This is a genomic window from Oerskovia enterophila (genome assembly GCF_001692445.1).
Taxonomy (GTDB): Bacteria; Actinomycetota; Actinomycetes; order Actinomycetales; family Cellulomonadaceae; genus Oerskovia; species Oerskovia enterophila.
In genome coordinates, this window is record NZ_MAQA01000030.1 from 24,116 (window position 1) to 49,985 (window position 25,870).

Sequence of the window (25,870 nt, forward strand, 5' to 3'; positions counted from 1 at the left end):
GTCGGACCCGGCGTACGTCGCCGGCTCGTCGAGGGACGAGCGACGGGCGTCACGGGACCAGGACGACCCGCGTGCCCGACGCGGTCCTCGCCTCCCAGGCGGCCGCGACCTCGCGCAGGGGGACTGCGACGACGTCGACCGCGGGCCGCACCTGCGGCAGCAGCGTCGCGAGCTCGGTGATCGCACCGACCATGCCCTCGGGCGACACCGAGCCCTGCCCGCTCCCGCTGACCTGCACGTTGGTCTTGCGCAGGGTCGCCGCCGGCAGCGTGATCGTGGGCCCTGCGGTCGCGCCGACGTGCACCCAGCGCAGGAGGTGGGCGGGATCGCTCCGAGCACCCGTCACGGCCGCGAGCGCCTGCTCGGTCGGGGCTCCCCAGACGTAGTCGACGACCACGTCGACGTCGGCGGCCTCGCGGGCGAGACGTTCGGCGACGTCGTCGGCCGTGAGCGGCACGATCGCGTCGGCCCCCAGGCGATGCACGACCTCGAGCGAGGTCGCGTCACGCCCCGCGCCCACGATGCGCCGGGCCCCCAGGTGCCGTGCGAGCTGCACGGCCAGGCGGCCCGCGTTGCCCGTCGCGCCCAGGACCAGGACGCTCTCGCCCGGCTGCAGGTCCGCGCGGTGCCGCAGCGCGAGCCACGCCGACATCGCAGGGTTCATGGCCGCGGCGATCGTCACGTCGTCGAGCCCGGGGGGCAGCTCGACGAGGCGCCCTGCGGGGACGGCGACGAGCTCGGCCATGCTGCCGCGCGGCGCGTGGAGCCCCGCGAAGAACACCCGACGGCCGTCCTCGGTGCGGCCCACGCCGTCGAACCCGGGGACGAGGGGCAGCGCGCCGTCGCTCGTGTAGTGCGTGCCGGCTGCCCCCGACCGGACGCGGGGGTGCAGCCCGGCGGCCAGGACGTGGACCAGGACCTCGTCCGGTCCGGGCTCGGGGTCCGGCACTTCCGTGTACTGCGGGGGCCGGTCGAACGAGGTGACGAGGGCGGCGTGCACGGTGGGTCCTCTCTCTCGGTTGCTGGACGGGTCCGATGCTCGCCCGGTCGGCGGGGTGCGAGCACGACGCCCGTCAGACGGGCGCGGGCGGGACGAGCGGCGGTGCGGGCACCTGACCCGTGACGGCCCACTCGCCGGGGCGATCGCGCAGCGCCTCGCCGATGGCCGCGACGACCGCCGACGTCACGTGCGGCTCGGTCGTGGGCGCGTGCCAGTAGCGGACGTGGACGGTCGTCCGGGCGGGCTCGACCGAGACCGTCAGGAACTCCGGGGCCGGCCGCTTGTGGACGCCGTGCGCCCCACCGACCGCGTGCAGGACGCTGGTCGCGACCTCGTCGGGCAGCGCGTCGCCGAGCCGCACCTCGACCGTGGCGCGGCGTGCGCCGAGCACCGAGTGGTTGACGAGCGGGGCCGCGAGCACCGCGGCGTTGGGCAGGTGGACCTCGCGCCCGTCGACCGTGCGGATGACGACCGACCGGCCGTTGAGCTCCTTGACGACGCCCGTCCAGTCCATCGACTCGATCTCGTCGCCCAGGCGCACGGGCATGCGGGTCTGGAGGATGATCGCGGCGCCGAAGTTGTCCGCGATCCCCCGCAGCGCGAGGACGGCGACGATCACGACGACGATCACCGCGCCGAGGATCGGCTCGGTGCGGAAGCCCAGGAACGCCAGCGCCAGCCCGATCCCCACGAGGAGCAGGAAGTAGTGCACCACGCGGGTCGCGACCGCGAGGAGCTGCGGCGACAGCCCCTTGGTGCGGGCACCGATCGCGACGATCGCCTTGCGGGACAGGCGCGACAGGATCCAGGCGCCGAGCACCGCGAGCACCGCGAACAGGACGTCCCACCCGGTGATGTCGCTGCCGGAGAACCAGCTCGTCACGGTGTCGATCACGCGGCTCCTCCCGGGCGTCGGGGCGCGGTGCCCGCCCTGCCCCACGGGCCCGACGGCGGCACGCGCCACGTCGATGCTCGCACCCGGGGAGGGGGTCGGCATCCGGGCCGGGACCCGGGGTCCCGCTCCGCGGGGCGGACGGAGCCGGGGGCAAAGATCATCCCTCCGGGGGACAACTCCCCATTGCGCAACGTCCGCCCACCACGGAGAGTGGAGACGTGGCCCCACGCCACACCACCCCACCACCCTTGAGGGAGCCTTCTTCGTGCGTCTCGTCCGCGGTATCGCCGTCCTGTCCGTCGCCTCCGTCGGGGTCCTCGGCCTCGCCGCCTGCTCGTCCGGCACGGACGCGCCCGCCTCGTCGTCCTCCGCCTCCGCCTCGTCCGAGTCGGACAAGGCTCCCGCCAAGGAGGCCTCGTCGGACCTCACGGCCGAGAACTTCGTCCAGCGCATCACCGACGCGCAGATCGCCGCGGGCAGCGTCTCGATGGCGACCACGACCGAGGTCCAGGGCACGAGCATGGACATGGCGGGTGACATCGTCTTCAAGGACGGGTCGCAGAACCTCGCCATGACCATGACGGTCCCGGGCTCGGGCGAGATGCAGGTCCGGTTCGTCGACGGCATCTTCTACATGAACATGGGCGAGCTCAGCCAGAACAAGTTCGTCGCGATCGACCCCGCGGACGAGTCCAACCCCATGGCGTCGTCGTTCGAGGGCCTGACCGAGCAGATGGACCCCGCCGCGAGCGTCGAGGCGCTTGAGGGCGCGATCACGAGCGTCGAGAAGGAGGGCGAGCCGGTCGACCTCGACGGCGTCAAGGCCCAGCAGTACACGGTCGTGGTCGACACGACCAAGCTCACGGGTTCGATCAAGGAGCAGGCCGACGCCGCGGGCACGGCCCTCCCCGAGACCCTGACCTACCAGTACTGGGTCGACGCGGACGACCTCATGCGCAAGGTCGTCATGGACGTCATGGGCACGTCCATGGAGATGACGTTCTCCAACTGGGGCGAGGACCTCCAGGTCGTCGCCCCGTCGGCCGACGAGATCTCGACCGAGCCGCTCTTCTGATCCGAGCGACCTCCTGAGGCCCTGGGCCTCGGCTGTTGCGCGCACCCGATCGCGCTCGTCTCCGTTGTGCGCACGTAGCGTGGATGTGGCCGCTGTAGTCGCTTGTGCAAGCCCGTGGGGCTCCGGTCTATGACCGCCAGAGCCCCACGGCCGCTACTTGTCAGGAGTCAACGAACCCTGGGCAGCCCAGCAACCCTGGTCACGTGGGGGCCGGATGAAGCCCTCATGGTCCCGGCGTGCCGGACCGTTTCCAGGTTCGGGGCCGTTCCTCGCGTTGGCGGCTGGACCGGCGACCACGCCCCACTGCGACAAGAGCACGCTGGATGGTGGCGCGTGAGACGCCGAAGCGCTCAGCGAGGTCGCCGCTGGTGTGTTCGCCGGCGGTGTGGAGGGCCGGGACGTGGCGTTGTTGGGCGGAGGTGAGTTTCGACGTCCTCCCGCGCATGCGGCAGTGGCTTCGAAGACTCGGTAGTCCATGACCACCGGGCACGTGGTCGCGGTCGGTGGGCCTGTCTAGCTGTGAATGAGTTGGCTGACGCGCTGTTGGCTGATGCCGAGGGCGCGGGCGCAGTCGGCCTGGCTGATGCCGTCGTGGGTCATCTTTCGGATGGCTTCGCGGCGCATGGCTGCGGCGGCGGCGACGGCTGCGCGGGCTTCGGCTTCGCGTTCGGCGGCGACGGTCCATAGCTCACGTGCCGCTTCGGGGAGTTCGATCTCCAGTTCCACGGACACGGTCTCAGGCTCGATATCGAGGTAGAGGCCAATCACCTCTTGGGCAACGTCGCGGGCTTCTGACAGGGTGCGTGCCTGACCGGCAGTGTCGAGTTCGGGAACGTAGACGAACCACCACCGGCCGTCTCGGCGCACCTGCGCTTGATAGGTCGTGCTGCTCATGATGCTTGCTCCTTTCATCGCCAGTTCTGCGGGGCCTGGTCGAGCTTCTTGATCAGTTTGTCCAACGATCCCGGCCGAGACCTCGCCGTGGCGAGGGATCGACGCCTTCTGGCTCTCGTCCGGCAGCCCCCACAACTCGTGGCTCCCCTTGCCGTCGCGCAGAAGCACCCAGCCGTTGGCCTTGAGGGCCTTGATCACGTCACGGTACTTCTGTGGCTTCGGCACGATTCTACTCTACCCCCCTCTTGTTCTTCACGTGAAGGGGGGACTAGTAACTGCCGTACGTGTCTGGGGCAGGGGCCAATCGGGACCCGACGGCGGTGCGCCGGCGCGTGGCGCCGTCGGGCCGGGTCAGTCCATGGGGCGGCGGCGCATCTGCTTGGTCGTGGTGCGCTGCTTCTTCGCCGCGAGGCGGCGCTCCTGCGAGCCGCGCGTAGGGCGCGTCGCTCGCCGCTGGCGCGCGGGCGGGGCGAGGCCCTCGGCGACGAGCGCCGCGAGCCGGGTGCGGGCGGCCGCTCGGTTGCGGAGCTGTTCGCGGTGCTCGGAGGCCACGACCGTGAGCACGTCGCCGACGAGCCGCTTGTCGAGGCGCTCGCGCAGGCGGGTCCGCTGAGAGTCGCTCAGGACGACCGACGCGGCGACGTCCCACGAGAGCTCGACGCGCGAGTCCGTGGTGTTGACGCCCTGGCCACCCGGGCCCGAGGCGCGCGAGAAGCGCCACGCGAGCTCACCCTCGGGGATCGTCAGGGCAGGGCTCACCGCGAGACCTCGGTGCGGGGCGACGGACACGAGACCATCATCCCGGTTCGGGCGGGGCTCGGCGTCCTCGTCACCAGGACGCGCGTCCTGCCCGACGGCGGCGCTCGCCTCAGGCGCTCGCCGCGCCCACGCGTCCCTCGGCGCGGTCGCGGATCCCGCGCAGCATGCCGGCGCTCATGACGAAGCTCACGGGCTGGACCGGCTCGACGACCGCCCCCGCCCACCAGCGCGTGTACCCGTAGCGCTCGCGCACGATCAGGCGCGTGCCCCCGTCGGGGGCGGGACGCAGCACGAACGACCAGCTGAAGTCGTAGGGAGGCGCGGACGCCTCGACCGGGCCCGCGCCTCGCAGCACCAGGTGACGCTCGGGGACCATGGCGGCGACGCGCAGCGCGAGGTCGGGATGGAGCCGGACGTCGTCGCCCACCGCGAGGCGCTGCCACTGCGGGTCGATCCGGTCGGCGTTCTGGATGTCGCAGCCGACGAGGTTCTCGAGCCACTCGTAGCTGTAGAAGCCGCCCCTGCCCTGGCCGAGCTGGACGAGCCAGCGCCACACCTCGTGCGGCGGGGCGTCGATGCTGACCGCCCGGGTCGCGACGGCCTCGGCCTGCGGGACGATCTCGTCGCCCGGGAGCACGTCGGACGGCTCGCCGTCCCTGGTCCCCCAGGTCATGGTCAGACGCCGGGTCAGGAGAAGGGCGCCGATCACGGTCGCTGCAGCGACCGTCCTTCTGACGAGCGGACGCATGGCACTCTCCTTCGGCGGGGGACCTCGGACCGTCTCGATCGTCCCATCTCACCGGACCCCTGGACCGCGCTTGTGACGGATTGCACAAGCGACCCGGGCCTCTCGGAGACCGGCACCGTGGAAGCCGCCGTCAGGCGATCCCGCCGTTGGCGTACAGGACCTGACCGTTGACCCAACGGGCGGGGCCGGCGAGGAACGAGACGACCTCGGCGATGTCGTCGGGGACCCCCAGACGTTCGAGGGGCGCGGCCTGCGCCAGGCCCGCGACCTGCTCGTCCGACTTCCCGTCGAGGAACAACGGGGTCGCCGTGGGGCCGGGCGCCACCGCGTTGACCGTCACGTCGCGTCCGCGCATCTCCTTGGCCACGACGAGCGTGGCCGCGTCGACGGCCCCCTTGGTCGCGGTGTAGGCGCTGTAGGTCGGGAACGCGAGGCGGGTGACCGACGACGAGAAGCTGACGATCGCCCCACCCTCCCGAACTCGGCGCGCGGCCTCGCGCAGGACGACGAACGTCCCGCGCACGTTGGTCCGCACCATGCGGTCGAAGTCGTCGAGGTCGAGCTCGACGAGGGGCGCGAGGAGCATGACGCCGGCCGTGTGCACCACGACGTCGGCTCCCCCGTGCTCGGACTCGGCGTGCGCGAAGAGCGCGGCGACCTGCTGCTCGTCGGCCACGTCGGCCTGGAAGGCCGTCGCGGTGCCGCCCGCGGAGCGGATCGTCGTGACGACCTCGTCCGCCCGGGCCTTGTTGCCCGCATAGGCGACGACGACCGTCTGGCCGTCCTGGGCCAGGCGCTCGGCGACCGCTCGGCCGATCCCGCCCGAGGCTCCGGTGACGATCGCTACGCGGTTCGTCGGGTGGACTTCCTGATTAATGGACATGCGATCCATATAACGCTGGATATGGACAGTGTGTCAATATGTAGGTCGACGGAAGGTGGACACAGTGGCCAACGAGGAACCCGCCAAGCGGCGAGGGCGCGGGCGACGCCCCAGCGACGAGGTCCGTCAGGAGATCCTCGCGGCGGCCGGCGACCTGCTGCTGCGCGAGGGCATGGCGGCCTTCACGATCGAGAAGGTCGCGACGCTCGCGGGGGCGAGCCGCATGACGATCTACAAGTGGTGGCCCTCCAAGGGAGCGCTCGCGTTCGACGGGTACCGCGCGACCGTCGAGCCCACGCTCGCCTTCCCCGACACGGGCGACCTCACGGCCGACCTGCGCACGCAGCTCCACGCGTTCGTCCGCCTGCTCACCGAGACCCCCGCAGGCAGGGTCATGGCCGAGCTGATCGGGCAGGCGCAGACGGACCCCGAGCTGCGTGCCTCGCTGCTCGAGCACTACACCGTGCCGCGGCGGGAACGTGCTGCCGAGGTCATGCGGCGCGCGCAGGAGCGTGGCCAGATGCGCGCGGACGCCGACCCGCAGGTCGTCGTCGACCAGCTCTGGGGCGCCTGCTACCACCGGCTGCTCACGCCCGACCACCCGCTCACGGTCGAGTTCGCGGACGCGCTCGTCGACAACGTGCTGCGGGGCGTCGCGGCGTAGGACGGGCTCGCCGGGCGGGGCGCGTCAGAGCACCCGGCCGACCGCGAGGAAGTGCGGGCTCGCGCAGATCATGGCCGGGTCGGTCTCGAGCAGGCGGGCCGCACGGATCGCGGACCCGAGCATGGGCTCGGCCTGGTCGAGCGGCAGGTTGTCGAGCGCAGGAGCGCTGGGCCCCTCGACCCCGTAGACCGTGACCGCGTCGAGGCCGACCTCGGCGAGCTCGCCCGAGAGCTCCTCGGGGAGGTGGAAGTACGCGGTCGTGAAGCCCGAGCGCGGGTCGTGCAGGCCGGTCTCGAGGGCCTTGCGCAGCGCGGGCTCGTTCTCGGCGGAGACCTCCCCGAGGGCCGCGAGCTCGAGCAGGCCCGCGTAGCGGCTGATGGCCGCCGCGACCACGAGGCCCCCGGGACGCGCGACGCGAGCGGCCTCGCGCAGCGCGAGCACCCGGTCGCGTCGCTCCGTGAGGTGGTAGAGCGGTCCGAGGAGGAGCACGACGTCGGCCGACGCGTCGTCGAAGGGCAGCGCCCGCGCGTCGCCGGTCTGCGCCCGGACACCGGGGATCTCGCCCGCCCGGGCGACGTGCGAGGGCACGGGGTCGATCAGGTCGACCGTGTGGCCGGCCTCGGCGAGCCAGCGCGCGTGCACGCCCGTGGCACCGCCGACGTCGACGACGTGCGCCGGGGCAGCCGGGAGGAACCGGCCGAGGAGCTCGCGCGTGCGCAGCATCTCGAGGCGGCCGTGGGCGGTGCGCCGGAGCCGCGTGTCCTCCTCGTAGCGGTCGGAGTAGAACGCGAGGATCTCGGGGTCCAGTGCGGGGCGGGTGTTCACGCGGTCATCCTGCCGGGGCCGCGCGACGCTGTCCACGGTCTCCGGTCCTCGATCCCGTCGGCACGCACCGGCCCCGTCACGTGAGGTGGTCGAAGTCCCCGCGCACCCAGGCCGCGTGCCGGTCGGCCGAGCGCCGCACGACGGCCTGCGCGTCCACCGGGATCACGCCCTCGAAGTTGTTGTAGAGCCGGTCGAACGCGAAGCGCTCGACGTGCGTCGCGACCCGGTCCACGACGGACCCCGACAACGGGATCCGGTTGGGGTAGCTGCGCATGAAGCTCACCGAGGTGCGGTCCGGGTTGGCGAAGATCGTGTCCCCGCTGAGCAGGACCCCGCGCCCCTCGGCTCCCGCGGCCCAGTGGACCACCGCGCTGCCGGGGAAGTGCCCGCCGGGCTGGCTCAGGGTCACGCCCGGCAGGACCTCGCGGTCCCCCGACCAGGTCTCGATCACCGGGTCGGGGCGGGCGACCCATCCCGCGTCGGCCTCGGCCACGAGGACCGGCACGCCGCCGAGCGCCCGGCTCCACTCGACCTGGACGCCGAACATGTGCGGGTGGCTCGCGACGACCGCGACGACCTCGCCCAGCGCGCGCACCTGCCGCACGGCCTCGTCGTCGAGGTACCCGACCGGGTCCCACAGCAGCATCCCGGCCGGGGTCCGCACGATCTTGGACTCCTGCCCGATCCCCACGCCCGGGTGCCCGTCGAGCGCGAACAGGTCGGGCTCGAGCTCGGTCACCGAGACCTCGTGCCCCTCGGCCGCGAGCTCGTCGAGCGTCGTCCACGCCTGGCCGTCCGCGGGCACCCACTGGCGCTCGTCGGCGCAGATCGCGCACACCTCGGGCCGTTCGGCGTGCTCCACGGCGCACGTCCGGCAGATCCACCACGTCATCGGGGTCGTCCTCTCCGTCGTCGGTCCGGCAGGCAGCCGGAGCGAGCACGACCCATGCAACACCCACCCACCGACACCCGCGAGCTGCGTCGTCAGAGCCGGCCCGGGCTATGGCCCGGGCCGGCTCTGACAACTCGTCGGGGGCGCGAGGTGCGGGTGACCGGCTCAGCACGCCGCCCTGGCACCGCGAGGGTCAGCGGCTCAGCACCTCGGCATCGCGAGGCTCGTCGCCGTCCGCCACCGCGTCACCGGCCGGCGGCACGTCCTGCCCGCGCAGCGGGTACGCCCAGAAGCAGAGCCACGCGAGCCCCGCCACGACGAACGGCACGCCGCCCATGAGCACACGGATGCCCGTCGACACGGTCTCGGGCTGGTCGGCCACAGAGAGCCCCGCGTCGTAGCCCGACGTCGTGAGCACCACCGCGATCACCACGGCCTGCACGATGACCGAGCCGCGCACCACGAACCCGTTGACCCCGAAGTACATGCCCTCGCGTCGCAGCCCGGTGCGGCGCTCGTCGTCGTCGATGACCTGTCCGAGCGCGACCTCGAGGAGCTGCATCATGCCCGCGACGCCGATGCCCACGAGACCCGCGACGGCCATCGCGCCCGGCATCGAGCCCGGGACCATGAACAGCCCCACGGCCACGCCGTACGCCGCGACCGACCACAGCAGCGCGTTGCGCGGACCGACCTTGCGCACGACCCACGACCACCCGACGATCGCCGGGATCGCGACCACGAAGATCGGCGCGAGCACGAGCGTCGCGTCGGCCTCGGCCCCGCCGAGCACGTAGCGCACGTAGAACGGCACCGAGGCCAGCAGGATCGCGGTCGTCGACTGCAGCAGCAGCGACCCCAGGACGTAGGTCACGAACGCCTTGTTCGCGAACGTGTACCGCAGCTGGTCCTTGAGGGGCAGCGCGGCCTCGCGGGCCTTGACCGCGACCTCGTCGACGGGCCGCTCGATCATGCCCAGGAGCGACCACAGGTAGAACCCGAGGCACAGCGCCCCGAGCACGACCGCCATGCCGACCCAGCCGAGCGGCGACCCGTAGAGCAGCGGCGCCGCCGCGGTCCCCAGGATCATCCCGACCAGGCCGAAGATCTGGCGGGGCGTGTTGCCCCGGGCGCGCTCCGCCGTCGTGCGGAAGATCTCCGGGAAGAGCGCCGAGGTGTTGAGGACGACCACGACGTACGCGACGTCGTAGACCGCGACCACGACGAGGAACCAGACCAGCAGGCCCTGCGCGCTCAGGTCCGGCGGCATCCACACGAGCGAGAACGCCGCGACGAGCGGGATGATCCCCAGGCCGATCCACGGGACGCGGCGCCCCCAGCGCGTGCGGTGGCGGTCGGAGGCCGCGCCGACGAGCGGGTTGAGGACCGCGTTGAGTATGCCGTGGGCGATCATCGCGCCCGCGACCCAGCCCGCGGGGAGCTTGAGGTGGTCGACGTAGAAGAACACGACGAACGCCGAGAACGTCTGCGCCATGAGGTTCGCGGGGAACGCCGAGGCGCCGTAGGCGAGCGTCTGGCCGCGCGTGGGCAGCCCGGTCAGGCGGCGGTCGCGCAGCGTGGTCAGGGCGCTCATCGCGCACCCCCGACGGCGTCGCCCACCCGTGCGGCCGGGGCGCCCGAGGCGTCGCGCACCCGGGGCGGCAGGCCCCGTTGCACGTCGCGCAGGTCGCGCCAGCCCACGCGCACGATCCCTTCCTCGGCGAGCGTCGCCGCGACGTCGGGGTCGGCCAGGAGCCGGCGCTCGAACCCGCGCTTGGCGACCGCGAAGTCCGCGACGTCGCCGAGCTCGTCGTCGTCGAGCATGGGGTGCAGGAAGAACTCGGTGACCCCGGGCTCGGTCCCGCGCACCAGGTCGAGGAAGGTGGCCTTCATCGAGGCGTAGTCCTCCTCCTCCGCGGTGCCCTCGCCCAGCAGCTCGAACGGGTGGGTCAGCAGGTGGTCGAGGATCACCACCCCCGCGGCGTCGGCCGCGGCCGTGGCCTGGTCGAGCACCCCCTGGTAGGCGTCGGGCAGGCCCATGCCGCCGATCGTGCGCGGGAGGCGGAAGGGCAGGCCGTGGCGCGCCGCGAGCTCGAAGACCTGCGGCAGGAACGTGCGCCCCGTCTCGACGCCGTAGACCGAGCCCATGTGGTTGTCGAGGTGCGTGACGTCCATGCCCGCGGCGAGCGCGGCATCGAGCTGCGCGGCGAGCTCGGCCGCGACGTCCGCGTCGCTCGCCTGCTCCTCGACCGTCCGGCAGTCGGCCGGGAAGTACCCGGCCGCGTCGACGAGCGTGGTCCCGACGCCCGTGAGGGGACGCCAGCGGTAGCTCGTCCACTCGCTCGTGAGCACCAGGTGGACGCCGAGGTCCAGGTCGGTGCGGCTCGCGGCGAACGCGAGCGCCTCGGGAGCCCAGGGGCACGGCACCATGAGGGTCGTCGAGTCCAGGTGGCCGTCGACGAGCAGCTCGGTGATCGCGCGGTTCGCGGCCCGGCACATCCCGAGGTCGTCGGCGTTGAGGATGAGCGCCCGCGCGCCCGGCGGGAGGCCGAGCCGGGCGACGAGGTCAGAAGGTGCGGGCATCGTCGGGTTCCTGGGAGGTGAGGTCGGAGTCGGGGTGCGCGGCGTCGTCGGGCACGTCGCCCGACTCGGCCGCCCGGCGGACCGCGGCCGAGAAGGCCTGGTCGCGGAGGGTGTCCCGCGCGAGGGCTGCCGCGCCGAGCAGGACCGCGTCGGCGGCGACCCTGCTGGGCTCGACCACGATCGGCAGGATGCCGACCCTGTCGGCGAGGTACGCCTGGACGCGGCGCAGGACCGCGTCCTCGGAGGCCACGCCCGCGAGGAAGATCTTCTGCGGCTCGAGCAGGAGCGAGATCGAGGCGATCAGCACGGCGAGGCGCCCCGAGAGCTCGTCGACGACCGCGACCGCGCGCTCGTCGCCGCCCGCCGCGAGGTCGAGCACCTCGTGCGGCGCCAGGTCGGCGGGCAGGCCCGCGTCGCGCGCGGCCGTCGCGAGCGACGCGGCGCCGATGCTCTCCGCGCCGAGCGCGCGGCCGGGCTGCGGCAGGAACGCGACCTCGCCGGCGCCGCCGGACGCGCCGCGGTAGAGCTTGCCGTCGATGACGATCCCGGCCCCCACCCCGATCCCGAGGCGCAGCAGGACGAACGAGCTCAGGTCCTTGCCCGCGCCCGAGCGCTGCTCGGCGATCGCGGCGAGGTTGACGTCGTTCTCGAGCAGGACGGGGCAGCCGAGGCCTTCCTCGAGGGCGGCGTGCAGCGTGGGCCCGCCCTTCTCGAGGCCGGGGACGCGGCGCACCATGGCGTGGTCGAGGTCCACGATCGCGGGGAGCCCGACGACGGCGCACCGGATCGCGACGGACGCGGTCCCCACGTCGTGGCCCACCGCGGCGACGCAGTGGGCGGCGAGGTTCTCGACGACGCTCGCGCGGGCCGCGGGGTCCTTGGCCGACAGGGGTTGCTCGGCGCGGGCGCGGATGCGGCCGACGAGGTCGATCAGCGCGACCCGGACGCGCACGTGGCCGATGTCGACCGCGAGCGCGTAGCCGTGCTCCGGGTCGACCCGGTAGAGCGTGGCCGCGGGGCCGCGGCGCTCGTGGTCGAGCCCGGCCTCCTCGACGACTCCCTGCTCGACGAAGGTGCGCAGCGTGTGGGCCACGGTGGTCTTGGACAGGCCCGTGGCCGCGACGATCTCGGGTCTGCCGAGGGTGTCGTGGGCGTCGAGCACATCGAGGACGGCCCGGGCGTTGATCTCCCGGAGCAGTCGCTGGTCTCCTGCAAGAAGCATGTCTACCGCTCTCCGTTGACGGTCGTTCCCCTGGGACATGAGTAGGTCGGAAGGTTACCTACCGAGCGAGAGTACATCGGGGGTGTTTCGGGCGCGCGTCGAGCCGGGACTGGCGTCCCAGTCCGGCTCCCTGCCCGGATCTTCCGACCCTCACGCGCGGATCTCTGCGGCTCTCGGGGTGAACCCCGAGCCGGAGATGGGGGGAATGCCCGATGTTCGCGGAACCCTCGGGCGGCCTAGCCTCGATCGTGGTGGGCCCCGCTGGGGGGTGGGGCCCACCGAGCAGACCTCGCCGGCATGCGCCCGGCCACCGACCGATCTCGACGACAGGGGCACGACATGCAGGCCACACACCGACGGCTGGCCACGGCGGGACTCGTCGCCGTCGCGGCGCTCGCCCTCGGGGCGTGCGGGTTCGGACCCCGCACGACGGCCACCGACACCTACACCGAGGACGCCGGGATCACCTCGGTCCGGCTCGACCTCGAGGCCGGGTCCGTCACGCTCCGCGGGTCCGACGACGCGACCGGGCTGTCGATCGAGCGGACCGTCGACTACGTGGGCGAGCACCCCGCGAGCGAGACGCACCGCATCGAGGACGGCGTCCTGGTGCTCTCGGGCTGCGGTCGCCACTGCTCCGCGAGCTACACCGTGGACCTGCCCGCGGGGCTGCCCGTCACGGGCGAGACGTCGCACGGGAGCATCGACCTGGACCGGACCGGCGCGGTCGACGTCCGGACGAGCAACGGGTCCGTCACGCTCACCGGCGTCGACGCCAGGGTCCTCGCGCGGACCTCGAACGGGAAGATCACCGGGACCGGGCTGGGCGGCACCGAGGGCGTCGACGTCGAGACCTCCAACGGCTCGATCGAGCTCACGCTCGCGACCCCGCAGGACGTCCGCGCGACGACCGACAACGGCACGGTGCAGCTCACGGTCCCCGAGGGCAGCTACCGCGTGAGCGCGTCCACCGACCTCGGCGGCACCGACGTCTCCGTGCCGGACGACCCCGACGGCGAGTTCCACCTCGACGCGCAGTCGTCGAACGGGCGGGTCACGGTCGCCCAGGGCTGAGGTGCTGGGCGGGCGGGGCCGACCGGTTCGGCCGGGTCGGCCGGGCCGAGGCCACGCCGACCTCGATCGCCCCGCCGCCGCTCAGAGCGGCCCGAGCACCTCGCGCACGTCCGCGTCGAGCGCCAGGGTGTCGAGCACCGTGAGGAGCATGCGTTCCTCGTACCGGAAGTGGGACTCCATGATCGCGGCGACCCCCTCGAGGTGACGCTCGAGCTCGTCCGGGGGCGCCGCCCGGTCCACCGCGGCCGTCAGGCCGCCCAGCAGGTGCTCGATCATCGAGTGGTCCTGCCTCAGGTTCCGCAACGTCCCGACCAGCTCGGGGTGCGTGGCCGCGATCGCGGGGAACAGCTCGCGGTCCTCGCCCTCGTGGTGCCCCGTGAGCGCGGTGCAGAATCCGTGGCAGAACAGCAGCAGGTCGCGGGTCGCGGGTTCGGCGGGCACTCCGTCGTCGAGCGCGGCACGGGTCACGCGCAGCGCCTCGCGCAGCCGGTCGTGCACGGCCCGCAGCTCGCGGCTCCAGGCGACGAGCCGGGGTGTCTCGGGGAGACCGGTCTCGACGAGCTCCGGCGTCTCGGCGAGGTGGTTCTTCTCGCCCTCAGTCACGTGAGGGCGAAGGGGGCGACGCGGTCATCGTCGGGCTCCTTCGTGTCCGGCGCCTCCATGCCTGACACGGTCTGCCACCGGCACGCGACGCTGCGCAGACCCTACCGGACGCTCGCGTGCGGGGCGCGCGCCGTCGTCGGGCCGCGGGAGGTCCCTGCCGCCCGACGACGTCGCTCCCCCTCCGCGCGACGCCTCACCCCTGCGTGACCCATGCCGGGCGGCGCGCGTCGTCGACGCGCACGACCACGTCGGCCGTCCGCTCGGGCGCGACCTCGCCCTGGTACCGCGCGTACGCGGGCAGGGTCCAGGCGTCGGCGGGCGGCGTGCGTCGCGCGACCGTCGCGCCCTGGAGCGCGAGGTGGACGGTCAGGTCGACGTCGAGCCCGCGGCCGAGCGACAGCGACCCGTCGAGCAGCACGACCAGCCCCGGGAGCGCCTCGACGTAGCCCGCCCGCGTCGAGCGCGAGGTCACGGGGTCGCGCAGGCTCGGGAGGTAGCGCCCCTCCCCCGCAGGCCCGACGGCGGACAGCACCTCCCGGTTCAGCGCACCGACGTCGATCCACTCGTCGAGCAGGGCGTCCGGGTCCTCGTGGCCGTGCTCGAGCCGCACCGACGCGGGCCGCAGGAAGTCGCGCACGCTGACGCGCGCCGTCGGGCGGCCCGCGACGCGCAGGGGCTCGACGAGCAGGTCGGCGAGCGTCTCCGGGTGCGTCGAGGGGTGGCCGTCGACGAGCACGCGCAACGCCCCGTCCGTGCGGGGCCGCTCAACGACGAGCGCGGCGACCCGCGCGACCAGGACCTCGGGGCTGACCGGCTCGACGCGCATCGCGTCAGGATGTCACGGCGCCGAGACGGCTCGGTCGCGCTCCCGTGCCGAGGTACTCCTGCGGGCTCGCGTCGAGGACCCGGCGGAACATGGTCGAGAAGGCGGCCGGGCTCTCGTACCCCAGCGCGCCGGCGACGCGCGTCACGGACTCTCCCGCAGAGAGCCGGGGCAGGGCGGCCAGCACGCACGCGCGCTGTCGCCACCGGTCGAAGGTCAGCCCGGTCTGCGCCCCGAAGCGGCGGTTGAACGTCCTCAGGCTCACGTGCAGCGCGGCCGCCCAGACGACGGGCGAGGCGTGCGCGTCCGGGGCGTCGAGGAACGTGCGGCACATCGCCAGCAGCGCGCGGTCGCTCGGCAGCGGGACGTGCAACGGCAGGGGCGTCATGCGCGACACCTCGAACAGGAGCAGCCGGACCAGCGCGCCGTCCCGGCCGTGCTCGTCGTACTCCACGGGGAGGTCGGCCGCCTCGAGGAGGAGCTGCCGGGCGAGGGGCGAGACCGTGACGACCTCGCACGTGGCCGGTCCCCACGGCGCGGCGACGGGCTCGATGTAGAGGCTGCACGTGCTGACGCCGTACATCGTGACCTGGTGGACGGTCTCCGGGGGGATCCACACGGCGCGGTGCGTCGGGACGACCCAGCTGCCGTCGTCCGTCTCGACGTGCATGACCCCGGTCGCTCCGTACAGCAGCTGAGCCCGGCGGTGACGGTGCGGGACGAGCACCTCGCCCATCGCATAGTCGGTGCCGATCGGGAGAACGTCGCGCGGGGCGTCGTCGACCAGGTCGATCGGGGTGTTGCGCACACCGCGACCCTACCCAGCGCTGGCGTGATCGCGAAAGAACCTGGCACATCCGCGGATGCACGCCACGGGCTCGCTTCTTAGCGTGGACCCTGATGTTTCTCGTCCTGCTCCTGTCCGGATGCCTCACCGGCGTCACCACCGTCCTCTTCGGCTTCGGCGGCGGCTTCATGATCGTCCCGTTGCTGCTCTGGCTCCTCTCGGGGCCCGGATCCGCGCCGCTCGCCGAGGACATGGGGATGCACGTCGCGGTCGCCACCTCGTCCGCGGTCATGGTCGTCAACGCGGGTGTCGCGACGTTCGCCCAGCACCGTGCAGGGACCTTGAGGACCGACGCGCTCTGGCCCCTCATGGCGTTCATCGCCATCGGCGCTGCGCTCGGCGCCTCGGTCGCCGGCCTGGTGCCCGGCGAGGCGCTGCGATGGGCGTTCGTCGTCTACCTCGCCGTCACGCTCCTCAACGCGGTGCTGCGCCCGGGGTTCCTCGCCACGGCACGCCCCGCGCGTCCGCTGGGCCGAGCGACGACCATCGTCGTCGGGCCCGCGGTGGGCGCGGTCGCGGCGCTGCTGGGCGTGGGCGGCAGCGTCATGACGGTCCCGCTCTTCCGTCGCCACGGCTGGTCCATGACGGACTCGGCCGGTCTCGCCAACCCGCTCGGCCTGCCCGTCGCCGTCGCGGCGTCGATCACCTACGTGGTGGCCGGCGGCGCCTCGGCTTCGGTCCTCGGGGCCGGTCACCTCGGCTACGTCGACCTCTCGGCCTTCGTCGGCCTGGCGATCGGATCCGTCCTGGGGATCGTGCTCACGCGCCGGTTCGTCGGGCGGATGCCGGACCGCGTCCACGCCCGGGCCTACCTCGCGCTGCTCGCGGTGGTCCTCGTGGCGACCGTCGTCGTCTGACGGGCTCGGCCTCCGATCAGTTGTCAGAACGTGGCCGGTGGTGAGCCCGCGCCACTTCTGACAGCTCGGCGGCAGCGGCGCGGCCGGCCGACTGGCTGCGGAGCCCCCGGATGAGTTGTCAGAACGTGGCCGGGGTATGGCCCGGCCACGTTCTGACAGCTCGTCCGCGGTGGTGGTCGTGGAGCGCAATTCCGGGAGCGCATCTCGTGGAGCGCACCTCGGGGAGCGACGTCCCGGGGTCCCGCCCCGCTCGCACGCTCGTGCCCGGGAACGCACGAGGCCCCGTCCACAGTGCTGTGGACGGGGCCTCGTGGGCGGGAAGATCAGCCGACGCGGACGAACGTCGGGTTGTTCTGCCAGATCTTGCTGTACTTGACGGTGCTGCCCGGGGTCGTGGCCTCGATCTGCATGCCGTTGCCGGCGTAGATCGCGACGTGACCGGGGGTCCAGATGATGTCGCCGGGGCGAGCCTCCGAGGCCGAGACGGCCGTGCCCGCGTTGCGCTGCGCACCGGACTGGTGCGGGAGCGAGACGCCGAGCTGTCCGTACACGTACTGGACCAGGCCCGAGCAGTCGAACCCGCTGGGCGAGGAGCCGCCGTACACGTAGGGCACGCCCACGTACTTCATGGCGATGTCGACGACCGACGAGCCCGAGGCCGCGGGCGCCGGGGCGGCGGCCTGGACGGTCGTGGTCGCGGCGGGCGCGGCACGCTCGACCGAGCGCGACGGCGCGGCGGCACGCTGCGGTGCAGGCGCGGGAGCCGGCACGGGCTCGGGCTCGGGCTCCGGTGCGGGGGTCACGGCGACCGGGGCCTGCTCGATCGCGAGCGCCGCGTCGGCGGCGACCGTGACCACGGGGCTGGTCTGCAGGGCCTCGCGGGCCTGTGCGGTGACGGCGGCGAGGTCGACCGTACCGACCGACGTCTTCGCCTGGTCGGTCGAGGGGGCCGCGTTCGCCGGAGCCGTGAAGACCGAGATCAGCAGGCCGGACGAGGCCGCGACGACGGCGCTGCGGCGGGCGACCGAGCTGACGCTCGACGCGGCGGATCGTCCGAGGAAGGTCAAGGGGGTGATGGGACGGTGCGCAGCACGATGGCGCGCGGACGTGCGTGAGGTCACGAGTGTTCTCCTGGACGCCTGAGAGGTCAGCTGTCGGGTTCGGGTCGGAGAAGCTCACCCGGCCGTGCGGACCGAGGTCCGTGCGGCTTCACCCCAAGGACACCGTCTCCGGTGCCCACAAGAATGGGTCCCCCACCCCTGTCATGGGTGTAGTTCGTGGCCTCGGGAGGTGACAGGGTTCGGCGTCCACCCGAGGGCTCCGGCGAGAGGGTTCTCTGCGAAGCAGAATCGACGGTACATGGCAAGAGAGCGATTGTCACAGTGAGGTAACGAACGCCGCGAGTCGGACATCGATCCCTTTCGACGACGAACCACACCTTCTGCGAGAGGGCGCGCGCCGCCGTCGGGCACGGCGGGACGCCCCGCCTCAGGCGGGCTTGGTCGCCTTGCCGTCCAACCACAGGGTGTCCGACTCGTCGCGGTGCGTACCGGTCGACCCGACGTGCTTGCTGTCGATCGTGGGCCCCTTCTTGATGACGTGGACCAGCGCCATCGCGTGGCCACGACCCAGGTCGTAGTCCTCCTTGAGCCACTCCACGATCACGCCGGCCTTGACCGACGGGTCGTCGTAGCCCTTCTGCTGCGCGATCGTCAGGAGCTCGCGCGGGGTGAGCCCCGTCTTGTCCTCGATGGTGTCCAGGTACGCCTGAAAAGACATGGGGTCCTCGGTTCTCTCGGTCCAGCAGGTGCGGTCGAGGGGTCAGACCGCGCCGACCAGCAGAACTCATCGGTCAGGACGGCGCACCTTCTGGTCGGTGCCGCACGCGCCGCGCGACCCAGCCGCGCTGCGCGGCCAGGACCCCCGCCTGGAAACGGCTCGTCGCACCGAGCACCTGGAAGAGCGTCGCCACGTGCCGACGGCACGTGCGGACGCTGATGCCGAGGCGACCGGCGATGGCCTCGTCCGTGAGCCCCGCGCTCAGCCCCGACAGGATCGAGACCTGCACCGTCGTCAGTACCGACCGGCCCCCGTCCTGGGGCGTCCCGACGATCTCCGACAGCTCCCTGTCGACCATGCTGCCCCCCTTCTCCCGACGTCCGGGAGTGTAGCCACGGCGGGCCGCTACCGGCCGGTAGCGTTCGCGCGGGGCGGGGCAGGCGCGCGGTGCTACCGCCCGAGCAGCCCGTCGATCTCGGCCATCTCGGCCGTCTGCACGTCGACCATCTGCTGCGCGAGGTCCTGCAGGTCGGTGTACCCACCGTCCGCGATCTCGCCCTGCGTCATCGCGATCGCGCCCTCGTGGTGCGAGTGCATGAGCTCGAGGAACGTCTTCTCGGCCTCTGCCACCGCTGTCGCGTCCCCCGCGCTCGCGTCCGCGAGACGTTCGAGCGACCCCATCTGGTCGCCCGTCAGCATGCCGTTCGCGACGTGCACCGAGTGCATCTGCATGAGGTCGTCCTGCCCCCACGCGTCGGCCCAGCCGCGCATGATCCCGATCTCCTCGGCCTGCCCGTCGAGGATCCGCTGCGCGAGGTCGCGCGTCGCGTCGCTCACGCCGTCGACGGCCAGGATGATCTCGCTCATCTCGACGGCCTGCTCGTGGTGCGGGGTCATCATCGCGAGGAAGTGCAGGTCCGTGTCGTTCGCCTCGGCCGGCGCCGCCCCCTCCGAGGCGGCCGACGAGGCCGGCGCCTCCGCCTGGGGTGCTTCCCCTCCGGTCGAGCACCCCGCGAGGGCTGCTGTCACGACGAGCGCGGTGAGGACGGCGGGCAGCTTCTTCATGAGGACTCCGGTGTGTCTCGGGATCGCCGGGGCACGCGGGCGCCGGTGCGGCGAGCGTCCGAGCAGCGTAGGTGCCGAGTCTGGGAGTCGGCTGTGCCTCGCGAGGCGAGCCCCGCGGGACCGCGGCCCGACGGCGGCACGCGCGTGGCGCCGTCGGGCTGCGGTTGCGGACGTGGTGGGCCTAGGCCCTCAGCGGGCGTCGCACGTCAGACGGGCCCCGAGCGTGGCCGCAGCGATCACGCCGGCCGCCGCGACGAAGACGATGTCCTTGAGCACGTACTGCCCCATGAGCGTCATGCCGTCACCGAACAGCTCGCCGGCGAACAGCACCACGGGCGACATCATGCCGACCAGCGCGACCGCGAGCACGACGAGACCTGCCTGCAGCCACCGCCCCGTCAGGAGCGTCAACCCGATGAACGTCTCGACGACCGCCGTCAGGGCCAGGGCCGCCGCGCCCTCGACGGCGCCGAACGTCAGCGCGCCGACCGTCTGCGTCACGATCTCCTCCGCGGGGCTCGCCCCGGGGAAGAGCTTGAGCACCCCGAAGCCGAGGAACACCAGGCCCAGCGTGATCCGGAGCGCCGGGATCGACCACCGGGCGAGGTGGACCGCCAGGGCGGTGATCGCGGACTCGGAGCGGCGCGCGAACCCCTGCCGCGCGGGTGCGTCACTGGGGAGTGTCTGCGGGGTCGACACGTCGGTCTCCGTGCTGGGCATCTGTTCTCCTCGTCGAGAGCGCGCAGTCGACGAGGCGCTCTGCGGAGAAAGCCCCCTGACGTCCGCATGGGTGGTGAGCCGCCGAGCGTAGCCACCGCGGATGAGGGCCAGATGAGGCCGGTCGAGAGCTCGGCCCGCGACGGGGTTGCGAAGCGGTCACGGTTCCGAGGGTGTCCTCGCCGTGCGCGGGACGGCGCTGCCAGGATCGCTCCATGTCGTCGAACCCGGGGCCGATGCCGCCGCTGTCACCCGCCGAGCTCGCGCCCCGGCGCCGCGGGTGGGGACCCTTCCTGGCGTGGCTGTTCGGCGCCGTGGGCCTCGGTCTGGCTGCGGCGTGCGTCTGGGGAGCGGTCACGGTCCTGGGGCCGTACCTGTCGCACGACCCGCCCGAGCTCATTGACAACCCCCCGATGATCGCAGCGCTGGCCGAGCCCTGTGCGGCCGTCCAGGCTGCTGCCGCAGAGGTCGACGTGTCGGCGCCGGGGACTGAGCAGGCGACGCGGCTCGCCGACGTGGTCGTCGCGATCGACGGCCTCGCCGCCTCGGTCGGGGCGCTGCCTGCCGACCTGGTCGACGGCGACCTCCCGACCCGGTACTGGGTGATCGACTGGGAGACCCTCGGGGCGCGCATCACGGACTATTCGGTGGCGCTCACGAACGGGGCACAGGTCGAGCTCGACACCCCGGTCACGGCGGACGGTTTCACCATTGTGACGCGCATGGACGTCGCCGCTCCGCTCGGGTGCAGGGTCCCCGCCGTCCTCGTGACCCTGGACCCGACACCGCCCCCGGCGCCGTCGATCGAGGGCTGAGGCCGATGCCCGGCGCTCGCACCTGAACCGAGGCACTCCCTGACTTGAGGAGTTGCTAAACTCACCAAGTCCCCAGGAGGTCCTGTGCCCACCACCGCCACCACGGCGCCGCTCTACGCGATCAAGGCCGAGCTCTTCCGCTCGCTCGCGCACCCCACCCGCATCCAGGCCCTCGAGGTGCTCAGCGCCGCGCCCGACCACGAGGCCCCCGTGGCCGACCTGCTCGCCGCGACCGGCGTCGAGGCCTCGGTCCTGTCCCAGCACCTGGCGGTCCTCAAGCGCGCCGGCGTCGTGACGTCCTCGCGCACGGGCAACACCGTCGTCTACCGGCTGAGCCGCCCGCTCGTCGCCGAGCTGCTCGTCGTGGCGCGCGCCTTCCTGCGCGAGACCCTCGACGCGTCCGGCCGACAGCTCGCCGCCGCGGACGAGCTGCCTCCGCTCCAGGGGGAGAGCGAACGGACCGGGCAGTGAGCCGGGCGGGCCGCTCGGTGCGCGACCTGCTGCCGTCCCGCGCCGACGTCGACCTCCGACCGCGGACGCTGCGCGCCGACCTGCTGGCGGGCATCACGGTCGGCGTGGTGGCCCTGCCGCTCGCCCTCGCGTTCGGCGTGAGCGCGGGGGTAGGGCCCGGCCCGGGCCTCGTGACGGCCGTGGTCGCGGGCATCGTGGCCGCGGTGCTCGGCGGCTCGCGCGTCCAGGTCAGCGGGCCGACGGGCGCGATGGCCGTGGTCCTGGCCCCGATCGTCGCCCAGCACGGCCCCGCGGCGGTACCGCTCGTCGCGATCCTCGCGGGCGTCGTCGTGCTCCTGGCCGGGGTGACGCGGCTCGGCCGCGTCGTGACCTTCATCCCGTGGCCCGTGGTCGAGGGGTTCACGGCCGGGATCGCCGCGATCATCTTCCTCCAGCAGGTGCCCGCAGCCCTGGGTGTCACGGGCGCGGTGGGCGGCAACCCGCTGCGCGTGGCCATCGACTCCGCCGTGGCCGCGTCCGGGGACGGCCCGACCGTCCTGTGGACCCTCGGCACCGTCGCCCTCGTGGCCGTCGTGATGCTGGTCCTGTCCCGCGTCGCGCCGGCACTGCCCGCCTCGCTCGTCGCGGTCGTGCTCGCCACCGTGGTCGCCCAGCTCGTCGGCGCCCCCGTCGCGCGCATCGGAGCGCTGCCCGACTCCCTGCCCCTGCCGTCCGTGCCGCACCTCGACGCCGGGATGCTGCGGTCGCTGATCGGCCCCGCGGTCGCGGTCGCGGCGCTCGCCGCGATCGAGTCCCTCCTCTCGGCCCGCGTCGCCGCGGCCATGCCGTCCCCCGAGCGGAGCGGGCGTGGCACGTCCGGGAGCGCAGCCGTGCCCGACGACGCGACCCACCGCTACGACCCCGACCGGGAGCTCGTGGGCCAGGGGCTCGCGTCGATCGCGAGCGGCGCGTTCGGCGGCATGCCCGCGACCGGTGCCATCGCCCGCACCGCGGTCAACGTGCGCGCCGGTGCGCGCACGCGGCTCGCGGCCGTCGTGCACTCGGTCGTGATCCTGGGCGTCATCTACCTCGCGACCGGTCCCGTCTCCGCCATCCCGCTCGCCGCACTGTCCGGGGTCCTCATGGTCACCGCGGTGCGCATGGTCTCGGTCTCGACCCTCCGGGCCGTGCTGACCTCGACGCGCGCGGACGCCGTGGTGCTCGTCGTGACCGCGGTCGTGACCGTCGCGGTCGACCTCATCGAGGCCGTGCAGATCGGGCTGCTCGTCGCGGCGTTCTTCGCGCTGCGCTCGGTCGCGCAGGCTGCCGCGGTCCATCGCGAGCCCCTCCCGGGGTCCGCGCAGCCTGGCGACGAGCACATCGCGCTCTACCGGCTCGACGGCGCCATGTTCTTCGGCGCCGCAGACCGCATCCACGCGCAGATCCGTGACGACCAGGACGCCCTGGTCGTCGTCCTGCGGCTCTCGCACCTGCGCCTGGTCGACGCGACGGGTGCCCACGCGCTCGGTGAGCTCGTCGCGGACCTCGAACGCTCGGGCGTCACGGTCCTGGTCAAGGGCATCCAGCCCGCCCACCTGCCCGTGCTCACGCGCGTCGGCGTCCTCGACGAGCTGCGCCACGAGAAGCACCTGTTCGCCGACCTCCCACCCGCGATCGAGCACGCGCGCTCGCACGTCGCGCGGGCACAGGCGGGGGTCGGGGCCGTGACCCGGCCCCCGGACCCTGCCGCGGTCGCGGCGCCCGGGGACGCCCTCAGCGGTTGACGTCGAGCGTCAGCACGACCGTGACGGTGTCGCCCAGCTCGACGTCCTCGGCCGCGCGGATCCGGTCCTTGAGCGGGACGACGTAGAGCCCGTCCTTGGCGAACAGCGACGTGGTCCACGTCGTCGCCCCGATCCGGGCCGAGACGGGGATCATGCCCCAGCCGTAGGTCACGAGCGACGCGACCTCGCGGATACGGGCGCTCTCCGCGTCGGGCACGGACACGAAGTGGAAGGGCGCGGGTCCACGCCAGTGCCACACCTCGCCGACGGCCTCGATCTCCATCTGCCCAGCATCACCCCTGCGCGTGGAGCCCGCCGCACCGACGCCCGGGCAGGCACGTGTCGACGCGCGCCCGCAGGCACGAAGGCTGGCAGACTCTGCCTCCATGACGCCCGACCTCGCCATGCTGCGCGACCTCGTCGAGTCGACACCGGAGATCCGGCGGTGGCCGGGGGACGGGGCCTTCGAGAGCTGGGTCCGGGCGGCCGAGGCCCGGGTCGGACGGCTCCCGGCGTCGTACCGCTGGTGGCTCACGGAGGCCCGCACGAGTCGCGTCGGTCACGTGGAGGTCGCGTCGCTCGCGGACCCGGAGCACGTCACGGAGGCGGACGACGCCCTCACGGCCGGGTGGCGTCTCGCAGCGGACAGGTTGTGCTTCGCGAGCGAGCCCGACGGCGCGGAGACCTTCTCCTTCGCGCTCGACCGGACCAGCGCCAGCGGTGAGCACCCGGTCGTGCGCGTCGACGGCATCGACGGGTCCGAGGAGGTCGTCGCCGAGACGTTCGCGGGGTTCGTGTCGGTGCAGGTCGCACTCCTGCGCGGCCTGGGTGACGGACCGAACCCCGTGATCGCCGAGCTCTGGCGCTCGACGCCGGGCGTGCTGCGCCCCGACGGGATCACGGTCCACGGCCCGCACCGCTTCGCCGAGGTCGACGAGGCCCACGACGTCGCCGACCTCGCCCCGCACTGGGTCCTGGTCGGTGAGGACGGTGAGGGGGCGGGTCTGTTCATGCGGCGTCACGGCCGCGACCGCACGAGCGTCCACCGCCTCGACCTCGCGGCGTTCGCGGGCTCACGCCCCGGCGAGGGCGGGTCGCGCATCGAGGCCGAGGGCGAGCTCGTCACGACCGACCTACTCGGCCTCCTCGGGGGCGACCCCGCCGCCTGAAGGCGCCGCGCGGGACAGGTCGGTCGCCGTCGGGCCTGAGAGACGACCGGTCGCTGCCCTAGCGACTCGTCGCGGCCCCCACCGCTCGCTCGAACGCGCCCGCGAGCGCCGCGCGCACCGCGTCCGGCTCGGCGGGCACGCACCGTGAGGCCACGGTCGCGGCCAGCTCGGCGAGGTAGGGCAGCAGCGCGTCGATCTCCGGGCTGGCCGCGTCGAGCTCGGCCGCAGGGACGGTGACGGTCGCCGTGATCCGTCGCTGGGACCGCGAGAAACGCACGTTGCGCACCCCCGCCTGGCCTGCCGAGGGGGTGATCGAGCCGCCGAGCGCGAGCATCACGTCGAGCTCGTCGAGCCCGGGGACCTCGACCGCAGCACACTCCGCCTGGAGCGCCCGGCGCAGGACGATCGCCGCGGCGAGGTCTCGCTCGGGGCCGCCCAGCACGTTGCGCTGCGTGAGGATCATCTCTCGCCCTCCGGCGGTGCGAGGTCGGGAACGTTCTGGTCGAGCAGGTCCGCGAAGGTCTCCGCGAGGACGTACCGCTCCCCCGTGTCGTGGTCGGACGTCACGACCGGTCCGTCGTTCGTGACGACGAGCGGGTTTCCCGACCCGTCGAACCCGATCACGAGGCCCTCCTCCGCGACGTCCCAGCCGTCCGTGCGGAAGGTGCGCGTCAGGGTCGCGACGTCGGTGTCCTCGAGCAGTGGAGCGTTGCGCAGCCCGTGGACGGGGACACCCACGAAGCAGCCGCCGTGCCGCTCGACGAGCTCGACGTAGCCCGGGTCGAGAGCTACCCCGAGGCCGCGCACGGCCTCCTCGAGCTGGCCGCGCGTCGCCGGCTCGCCCGCACCGTAGAGGGCGACGGCCGCGTCGAGCCGGGCCAGGAGGTCGGGTGGGAGTGCCATGCCGGCCACCGTAGCCGCGGGGTGGGACACGCGGCCACGCACGCGGGTGCGTGCGTCACCGGTGAGCGTGACGATGGGTGCGACACGTCCCGCCCCTGACCCGCGAGGTGCACCATGACCAGGTTCGTCGTCGACGCCGGCACCGCCCTGCGACTCGTCGCGGAGGACGCTCAGGTCCCGGAGGCTCACGAACTGCTCGCCCCGACCCTCCTGCGGTCGCAGACCCTGTCAGCGCTGCACGAGGCCGTGCACCGCGGCGACCTCCCGGCCGAGGTCGGGCGCGAGCACCTGGCGCGCGTCGGCCGCCTCCCGGTCAGGTTGTTCGGGGACGCCGTGCTGCGCCGCACGTCGTGGAAGGTCGCCGACGAGCTGGGCCTGGCCTCGACGTACGACGCCGAGTACGTGGCCCTCGCCCGGCTCCGCGGCATCGCGCTCGTGACCACGGATGCCGACCTGGTTCGTGCCGTCGTGGGCGTGGTCGAGACGGCGCCGTACGAGGCGCTGCTCGACGTGGGGGCGTGAGCGGCGGCCGTCGGTCGGTGGA

Annotated in this window: 32 protein-coding genes and 1 riboswitch; of the genes, 9 read left to right on the top strand and 23 right to left on the bottom strand. The window is 73.3% G+C overall.

The annotated features are described in order from the left end of the window. Positions 1 to 49 precede the first annotated feature (49 nt). Entirely contained in the window at positions 50 to 1,000 is a 951-nt protein-coding gene (locus OERS_RS12740) for a quinone oxidoreductase family protein (protein ID WP_068626048.1), read from the bottom strand. Between the two features lie 73 nt (positions 1,001 to 1,073). Next, positions 1,074 to 1,895 carry a mechanosensitive ion channel domain-containing protein gene (locus OERS_RS12745; protein ID WP_169834223.1) on the bottom strand — a complete coding sequence of 274 codons (822 nt, stop codon included), beginning with the start codon at positions 1,893 to 1,895 and terminating at the stop codon, positions 1,074 to 1,076. Between the two features lie 265 nt (positions 1,896 to 2,160). Here OERS_RS12745 and OERS_RS12750 point away from each other — a divergent pair, with 265 nt between their 5' ends. Then, positions 2,161 to 2,970, top strand: a complete 810-nt coding sequence (locus tag OERS_RS12750; protein ID WP_068626050.1) for an LppX_LprAFG lipoprotein — start codon at positions 2,161 to 2,163, stop codon at positions 2,968 to 2,970. Between the two features lie 223 nt (positions 2,971 to 3,193). Here OERS_RS12750 and OERS_RS22405 read toward each other — a convergent pair whose 3' ends face one another. The 5 genes from OERS_RS22405 to OERS_RS12770 all read right to left on the bottom strand — a co-directional run bounded on the left by OERS_RS22405 (position 3,194) and on the right by OERS_RS12770 (position 6,254). Beyond that, positions 3,194 to 3,415, bottom strand: a complete 222-nt coding sequence (locus tag OERS_RS22405; protein ID WP_169834224.1) for a helix-turn-helix domain-containing protein — start codon at positions 3,413 to 3,415, stop codon at positions 3,194 to 3,196. Between the two features lie 68 nt (positions 3,416 to 3,483). Beyond that, complete coding sequence (locus tag OERS_RS20700) at positions 3,484 to 4,089, bottom strand: type II toxin-antitoxin system HicA family toxin (protein WP_082849130.1); 606 nt, start codon at positions 4,087 to 4,089, stop codon at positions 3,484 to 3,486. Positions 4,090 to 4,215: 126 nt separating this feature from the next. Next, positions 4,216 to 4,653, bottom strand: coding sequence for an alternative ribosome rescue aminoacyl-tRNA hydrolase ArfB (gene arfB / locus OERS_RS12760; RefSeq protein WP_056654194.1), 438 nt, complete (start codon positions 4,651 to 4,653; stop codon positions 4,216 to 4,218). 79 nt (positions 4,654 to 4,732) lie between these two features. Continuing rightward, positions 4,733 to 5,371 carry an SRPBCC family protein gene (locus OERS_RS12765; protein ID WP_056654192.1) on the bottom strand — a complete coding sequence of 213 codons (639 nt, stop codon included), beginning with the start codon at positions 5,369 to 5,371 and terminating at the stop codon, positions 4,733 to 4,735. 130 nt (positions 5,372 to 5,501) lie between these two features. Beyond that, positions 5,502 to 6,254: an SDR family oxidoreductase gene (locus OERS_RS12770; RefSeq protein WP_068626052.1), complete on the bottom strand. Its 753-nt coding sequence runs from the start codon at positions 6,252 to 6,254 to the stop codon at positions 5,502 to 5,504. A gap of 64 nt (positions 6,255 to 6,318) precedes the next feature. Here OERS_RS12770 and OERS_RS12775 point away from each other — a divergent pair, with 64 nt between their 5' ends. Continuing rightward, entirely contained in the window at positions 6,319 to 6,918 is a 600-nt protein-coding gene (locus OERS_RS12775) for a TetR/AcrR family transcriptional regulator (protein WP_056654187.1), read from the top strand. Between the two features lie 24 nt (positions 6,919 to 6,942). Here OERS_RS12775 and OERS_RS12780 read toward each other — a convergent pair whose 3' ends face one another. The 5 genes from OERS_RS12780 to OERS_RS12800 all read right to left on the bottom strand — a co-directional run bounded on the left by OERS_RS12780 (position 6,943) and on the right by OERS_RS12800 (position 12,440). Further along, entirely contained in the window at positions 6,943 to 7,743 is an 801-nt protein-coding gene (locus OERS_RS12780; protein WP_068626053.1) for a class I SAM-dependent methyltransferase, read from the bottom strand. A 76-nt stretch (positions 7,744 to 7,819) separates the two neighbouring features. Continuing rightward, the gene (locus OERS_RS12785) at positions 7,820 to 8,635 is read right to left on the bottom strand and encodes an MBL fold metallo-hydrolase (RefSeq protein WP_068626054.1); all 816 of its coding nucleotides are present in this window, start codon (positions 8,633 to 8,635) and stop codon (positions 7,820 to 7,822) included. 193 nt (positions 8,636 to 8,828) lie between these two features. Beyond that, positions 8,829 to 10,229 (bottom strand): MFS transporter, encoded by a 1,401-nt coding sequence (locus OERS_RS12790; RefSeq protein WP_068626055.1) that lies wholly within the window; start codon positions 10,227 to 10,229, stop codon positions 8,829 to 8,831. Next, positions 10,226 to 11,218 (bottom strand): polysaccharide deacetylase family protein, encoded by a 993-nt coding sequence (locus tag OERS_RS12795; RefSeq protein WP_068626056.1) that lies wholly within the window; start codon positions 11,216 to 11,218, stop codon positions 10,226 to 10,228. Before OERS_RS12795 ends, OERS_RS12790 begins: the two co-directional genes overlap by 4 nt. Then, the gene (locus tag OERS_RS12800; protein WP_068626057.1) at positions 11,202 to 12,440 is read right to left on the bottom strand and encodes an ROK family transcriptional regulator; all 1,239 of its coding nucleotides are present in this window, start codon (positions 12,438 to 12,440) and stop codon (positions 11,202 to 11,204) included. The genes OERS_RS12795 and OERS_RS12800 overlap by 17 nt, the downstream gene beginning before the upstream one ends. Positions 12,441 to 12,779: 339 nt before the next feature. On the opposite strand from OERS_RS12800, the gene OERS_RS12805 reads away from it, so the two are divergent. Further along, a complete protein-coding gene (locus tag OERS_RS12805) occupies positions 12,780 to 13,514 on the top strand; it encodes a DUF4097 family beta strand repeat-containing protein (RefSeq protein ID WP_068626058.1) in 735 nt (244 codons plus the stop codon). An 81-nt stretch (positions 13,515 to 13,595) separates the two neighbouring features. On the opposite strand, the gene OERS_RS12810 is transcribed toward OERS_RS12805, so the two are convergent. The 3 genes from OERS_RS12810 to OERS_RS12820 all read right to left on the bottom strand — a co-directional run bounded on the left by OERS_RS12810 (position 13,596) and on the right by OERS_RS12820 (position 15,748). Next, on the bottom strand, positions 13,596 to 14,117 hold the full coding sequence (locus OERS_RS12810) for a hemerythrin domain-containing protein (protein ID WP_083201429.1): 522 nt from the start codon (positions 14,115 to 14,117) through the stop codon (positions 13,596 to 13,598). Positions 14,118 to 14,310: 193 nt separating this feature from the next. Next, a complete protein-coding gene (locus tag OERS_RS12815) occupies positions 14,311 to 14,943 on the bottom strand; it encodes a nucleoside/nucleotide kinase family protein (protein WP_068626059.1) in 633 nt (210 codons plus the stop codon). A 4-nt stretch (positions 14,944 to 14,947) separates the two neighbouring features. Further along, positions 14,948 to 15,748 carry an AraC family transcriptional regulator gene (locus tag OERS_RS12820; protein ID WP_068626060.1) on the bottom strand — a complete coding sequence of 267 codons (801 nt, stop codon included), beginning with the start codon at positions 15,746 to 15,748 and terminating at the stop codon, positions 14,948 to 14,950. A 92-nt stretch (positions 15,749 to 15,840) separates the two neighbouring features. Between OERS_RS12820 and OERS_RS12825 the strand changes: the two genes are divergently transcribed. Next, positions 15,841 to 16,644 (top strand): sulfite exporter TauE/SafE family protein, encoded by an 804-nt coding sequence (locus OERS_RS12825; RefSeq protein ID WP_068626061.1) that lies wholly within the window; start codon positions 15,841 to 15,843, stop codon positions 16,642 to 16,644. A 323-nt stretch (positions 16,645 to 16,967) separates the two neighbouring features. Here OERS_RS12825 and OERS_RS12830 read toward each other — a convergent pair whose 3' ends face one another. The 5 genes from OERS_RS12830 to OERS_RS12850 form a co-directional block, all read right to left on the bottom strand. After that, positions 16,968 to 17,765: a C40 family peptidase gene (locus OERS_RS12830; protein ID WP_068626062.1), complete on the bottom strand. Its 798-nt coding sequence runs from the start codon at positions 17,763 to 17,765 to the stop codon at positions 16,968 to 16,970. Next, positions 17,766 to 17,930, bottom strand: a riboswitch (cyclic di-AMP (ydaO/yuaA leader). Between the two features lie 202 nt (positions 17,931 to 18,132). Then, a complete protein-coding gene (locus OERS_RS12835) occupies positions 18,133 to 18,423 on the bottom strand; it encodes a DUF4287 domain-containing protein (RefSeq protein ID WP_056654164.1) in 291 nt (96 codons plus the stop codon). Positions 18,424 to 18,496: 73 nt separating this feature from the next. Continuing rightward, a complete protein-coding gene (locus OERS_RS12840; protein ID WP_056654161.1) occupies positions 18,497 to 18,781 on the bottom strand; it encodes a response regulator transcription factor in 285 nt (94 codons plus the stop codon). A 92-nt stretch (positions 18,782 to 18,873) separates the two neighbouring features. Beyond that, complete coding sequence (locus tag OERS_RS12845) at positions 18,874 to 19,488, bottom strand: DUF305 domain-containing protein (protein WP_068626063.1); 615 nt, start codon at positions 19,486 to 19,488, stop codon at positions 18,874 to 18,876. A 189-nt stretch (positions 19,489 to 19,677) separates the two neighbouring features. Then, positions 19,678 to 20,208: a DoxX family protein gene (locus OERS_RS12850; protein ID WP_197487095.1), complete on the bottom strand. Its 531-nt coding sequence runs from the start codon at positions 20,206 to 20,208 to the stop codon at positions 19,678 to 19,680. A 212-nt stretch (positions 20,209 to 20,420) separates the two neighbouring features. Here OERS_RS12850 and OERS_RS12855 point away from each other — a divergent pair, with 212 nt between their 5' ends. The 3 genes from OERS_RS12855 to OERS_RS12865 all read left to right on the top strand — a co-directional run bounded on the left by OERS_RS12855 (position 20,421) and on the right by OERS_RS12865 (position 23,254). Further along, positions 20,421 to 21,020, top strand: coding sequence for a hypothetical protein (locus OERS_RS12855; protein ID WP_068626064.1), 600 nt, complete (start codon positions 20,421 to 20,423; stop codon positions 21,018 to 21,020). 84 nt (positions 21,021 to 21,104) lie between these two features. After that, a complete protein-coding gene (locus OERS_RS12860; protein ID WP_068626065.1) occupies positions 21,105 to 21,491 on the top strand; it encodes an ArsR/SmtB family transcription factor in 387 nt (128 codons plus the stop codon). Further along, the gene (locus OERS_RS12865; RefSeq protein ID WP_083201430.1) at positions 21,488 to 23,254 is read left to right on the top strand and encodes a SulP family inorganic anion transporter; all 1,767 of its coding nucleotides are present in this window, start codon (positions 21,488 to 21,490) and stop codon (positions 23,252 to 23,254) included. The genes OERS_RS12860 and OERS_RS12865 overlap by 4 nt, the downstream gene beginning before the upstream one ends. Here OERS_RS12865 and OERS_RS12870 read toward each other — a convergent pair. Next, positions 23,244 to 23,537, bottom strand: a complete 294-nt coding sequence (locus tag OERS_RS12870) for a DUF1905 domain-containing protein (protein WP_056654153.1) — start codon at positions 23,535 to 23,537, stop codon at positions 23,244 to 23,246. The genes OERS_RS12865 and OERS_RS12870 overlap by 11 nt on opposite strands. 103 nt (positions 23,538 to 23,640) lie before the next feature. On the opposite strand from OERS_RS12870, the gene OERS_RS12875 reads away from it, so the two are divergent. Further along, the gene (locus OERS_RS12875) at positions 23,641 to 24,423 is read left to right on the top strand and encodes an SMI1/KNR4 family protein (protein WP_068626066.1); all 783 of its coding nucleotides are present in this window, start codon (positions 23,641 to 23,643) and stop codon (positions 24,421 to 24,423) included. Positions 24,424 to 24,481: 58 nt separating this feature from the next. Here OERS_RS12875 and OERS_RS12880 read toward each other — a convergent pair whose 3' ends face one another. Together OERS_RS12880 and OERS_RS12885 are read right to left on the bottom strand one after the other, a co-directional pair. Further along, a complete protein-coding gene (locus OERS_RS12880) occupies positions 24,482 to 24,886 on the bottom strand; it encodes a hypothetical protein (protein ID WP_068626067.1) in 405 nt (134 codons plus the stop codon). Further along, on the bottom strand, positions 24,883 to 25,326 hold the full coding sequence (locus OERS_RS12885; RefSeq protein ID WP_083201431.1) for an SMI1/KNR4 family protein: 444 nt from the start codon (positions 25,324 to 25,326) through the stop codon (positions 24,883 to 24,885). Before OERS_RS12885 ends, OERS_RS12880 begins: the two co-directional genes overlap by 4 nt. A 114-nt stretch (positions 25,327 to 25,440) precedes the next feature. Here OERS_RS12885 and OERS_RS12890 point away from each other — a divergent pair, with 114 nt between their 5' ends. Further along, complete coding sequence (locus OERS_RS12890) at positions 25,441 to 25,848, top strand: type II toxin-antitoxin system VapC family toxin (protein WP_068626068.1); 408 nt, start codon at positions 25,441 to 25,443, stop codon at positions 25,846 to 25,848. Positions 25,849 to 25,870: the final 22 nt, after the last annotated feature.

Coding starts and splice junctions, on each gene's coding strand:
- OERS_RS12800 (WP_068626057.1), bottom strand. CDS start 12,440: ATGCTTCTTGCAGGAGACCAGCGACTGCTCCGGGAGATCAACGCCCGG.
- OERS_RS12885 (WP_083201431.1), bottom strand. CDS start 25,326: ATGGCACTCCCACCCGACCTCCTGGCCCGGCTCGACGCGGCCGTCGCC.
- OERS_RS12845 (WP_068626063.1), bottom strand. CDS start 19,488: ATGAAGAAGCTGCCCGCCGTCCTCACCGCGCTCGTCGTGACAGCAGCC.
- OERS_RS12835 (WP_056654164.1), bottom strand. CDS start 18,423: ATGTCTTTTCAGGCGTACCTGGACACCATCGAGGACAAGACGGGGCTC.
- OERS_RS12785 (WP_068626054.1), bottom strand. CDS start 8,635: ATGACGTGGTGGATCTGCCGGACGTGCGCCGTGGAGCACGCCGAACGG.
- OERS_RS12805 (WP_068626058.1), top strand. CDS start 12,780: ATGCAGGCCACACACCGACGGCTGGCCACGGCGGGACTCGTCGCCGTC.
- OERS_RS12815 (WP_068626059.1), bottom strand. CDS start 14,943: ATGCGCGTCGAGCCGGTCAGCCCCGAGGTCCTGGTCGCGCGGGTCGCC.
- OERS_RS12790 (WP_068626055.1), bottom strand. CDS start 10,229: ATGAGCGCCCTGACCACGCTGCGCGACCGCCGCCTGACCGGGCTGCCC.
- OERS_RS12875 (WP_068626066.1), top strand. CDS start 23,641: ATGACGCCCGACCTCGCCATGCTGCGCGACCTCGTCGAGTCGACACCG.
- OERS_RS12825 (WP_068626061.1), top strand. CDS start 15,841: ATGTTTCTCGTCCTGCTCCTGTCCGGATGCCTCACCGGCGTCACCACC.
- OERS_RS12870 (WP_056654153.1), bottom strand. CDS start 23,537: ATGGAGATCGAGGCCGTCGGCGAGGTGTGGCACTGGCGTGGACCCGCG.
- OERS_RS22405 (WP_169834224.1), bottom strand. CDS start 3,415: ATGCGCGGGAGGACGTCGAAACTCACCTCCGCCCAACAACGCCACGTC.
- OERS_RS12840 (WP_056654161.1), bottom strand. CDS start 18,781: ATGGTCGACAGGGAGCTGTCGGAGATCGTCGGGACGCCCCAGGACGGG.
- OERS_RS12765 (WP_056654192.1), bottom strand. CDS start 5,371: ATGCGTCCGCTCGTCAGAAGGACGGTCGCTGCAGCGACCGTGATCGGC.
- OERS_RS12770 (WP_068626052.1), bottom strand. CDS start 6,254: ATGTCCATTAATCAGGAAGTCCACCCGACGAACCGCGTAGCGATCGTC.
- OERS_RS12890 (WP_068626068.1), top strand. CDS start 25,441: ATGACCAGGTTCGTCGTCGACGCCGGCACCGCCCTGCGACTCGTCGCG.
- OERS_RS12850 (WP_197487095.1), bottom strand. CDS start 20,208: ATGCCCAGCACGGAGACCGACGTGTCGACCCCGCAGACACTCCCCAGT.
- OERS_RS12855 (WP_068626064.1), top strand. CDS start 20,421: ATGTCGTCGAACCCGGGGCCGATGCCGCCGCTGTCACCCGCCGAGCTC.
- OERS_RS12795 (WP_068626056.1), bottom strand. CDS start 11,218: ATGCCCGCACCTTCTGACCTCGTCGCCCGGCTCGGCCTCCCGCCGGGC.
- OERS_RS12880 (WP_068626067.1), bottom strand. CDS start 24,886: ATGATCCTCACGCAGCGCAACGTGCTGGGCGGCCCCGAGCGAGACCTC.